1 protein-coding gene is annotated in these 2,120 nt (G+C 46.0%); it reads left to right on the top strand.

The features are described from left to right. Window positions 1–261 precede the first annotated feature (261 nt). On the top strand, window positions 262–1,980 hold the full coding sequence (locus D889_RS0114730) for an IS1634 family transposase (protein ID WP_010632434.1): 1,719 nt from the start codon (window positions 262–264) through the stop codon (window positions 1,978–1,980). Window positions 1,981–2,120 lie beyond the last annotated feature (140 nt).

Genomic DNA, 2,120 nt, shown 5'->3' with positions numbered 1-2,120 from the left:
TTTGTCGCAGCCCGCTGTGAATCAGGACGAAAACGAACAGCCAGCCGACCACGATGAGTGCGGCGGGCTTGATCAGAACATTGTCCATAACAGGCCATACTTTTGCAGTACACCTGACTCATTACAACGCCTGAGTCCTTGCTACTCGTGATGATTCGGGCTATTTTTATTTTATTTTTTAGTCATATTATTGTTGTGTAACGTTATGCTATATGAGACAATATCAGTAATCATACGGGGTTTGTACAGGGAGAATGGATCATGTTTCTCAAAAAGATGAAGAATAAAAAGACAGGGCGTACGTATTTATCGATTGTCCATGGCTATCGGGACAAAGTGACGAAAAAAACCCGGGTCAAGACGATCGAATCCCTCGGTTATCTCGATGAGTTGGAAAAAGAATATGAAAACCCAATTGCTTTCTTCGAGGAAAAAGTGAAACAGATAAATCAGGAACGCGAAGCGGAAAAAGCCACGTTAACCTTCCACATCGGCAATGAAGAACGGATTCAAGAGGACGCGACCAATCGTAAAAACTTCGGCTATGCCGTCCTGAGCCGGATTTATCATGAGCTGGGCCTTCATACGTTTCTCAAAAATCGACAACGCCATACTCAGTCAACCTATGACGCGAATAACATCATGAAGCTTCTTGTGTTCTCCCGTCTGCTTTTTCCGGCTTCCAAGAAGAAAACGTACGCGCAAAGGGAACGTTTCCTCGAGAAAACCAACTTCTCCCTGGACGACCTCTACCGCTGCCTGTCTTTTTTTAATCAGCACCGAGCTGCTCTCCAACTCTGGATCCACGAACGGATCCAGCAGCGCTACGGGCGTCAGACCGACCTGGTCTATTATGATGTCACCAATTATTACTTCGAAATAGATACGGACGATGCGCTCCGGAAAAAGGGGGTTTCGAAAGAACATCGCCCGAACCCGATTGTCCAGATGGGGTTGTTTATGGATACGGACGGGATTCCGATTACTTATGGCCTCTATCCTGGAAATAAACTGGACAAGCAAACCTTTATCCCGATGCTCAGAACCATCCAGCACGACTTTTCCCTCCACCGAATCATTGTGGTCGCCGATAAGGGGATGACGACGGGGGATAACATCTGGTACACTCTTTCCGCAAAAAATGGGTATATCCTGAGCTATTCCGTCCGTGGCGCGAATCAGGCCTTTAAGAACTATGTCCTTGATCCTGCTGGCTATCGTCCCGGCAAGGATGGATTTAAGATCAAGTCGCGGCTCTATCCCAGAGAGATCACGGTCACGGCACAAAGTGGGAAGAAGATCAAGAAGCGTATCGACGAAAAGCAGGTTGTTTTCTACAGTAAGAAGTATGCCCTGAAAGCGAAAGCCGACCGCGCGGCGGCGCTTGAGAAAGCACGGCGACTTATTCAGGACCCTTCCCGATATAATCGCGCCACCTCACAGGGTGCCGCGAAGTACGTAAAAAATCTGACCTTTGATTCAAAAACAGGTGAGATCATGGAAACAACACAAGCCGCCCTGTTTTTCGATGAGGAAAAATTAAAAAAAGAAGAACAATTTGACGGGTACTACGCCATCGTCACCAGTGAATACCAGGAAACAGATGAACATATCATTGAGCTCTACCGGGGCCTCTGGAAAATCGAAGAAAACTTTAAGGTCACCAAAAGTGACCTGGAAACACGACCGGTCTATCTGTCCACTCAGGAACACATTGAATCGCATTTTCTGATCTGTTTTGTGTCGCTGGTCATTGCCCGGTTATTAGAGCGGCGTCTGAAGGGAAAATATTCGGTTCCCACGCTGATTGAAAGCCTGAGAAAAGCGTCGTGCAGTCACATCGAGGGGAACTATTATCTGTTCGACTATTATGATGAAGTGCTTGCCGACATCGGCAAGACCTTTGGCATCGATTTCGGGAAGAAATGTCTGTCCCTCGGCGCGATCAAAAAAATTTTAGGGAAGGTAAAGAAAGCCTGAATTACACAACAACTTTGTGACAAATAGAAACAGCCAGGAACCTCATGTATTTGTCAATTTAAAAATCCCCCATTTAGTCATTTAAAAATCCCCCACTAATATTTGGTAAATAGGAGGGATATGTTAATTGCCAGATCAGA

The organism is Sporolactobacillus vineae DSM 21990 = SL153 (assembly GCF_000377985.1).
In the GTDB taxonomy this organism is placed as follows: domain Bacteria; phylum Bacillota; class Bacilli; order Bacillales; family Sporolactobacillaceae; genus Sporolactobacillus; species Sporolactobacillus vineae.
Note: the sequence above shows the minus strand (reverse complement) of the source record. Positions and strands in the feature narration are given on the sequence as shown.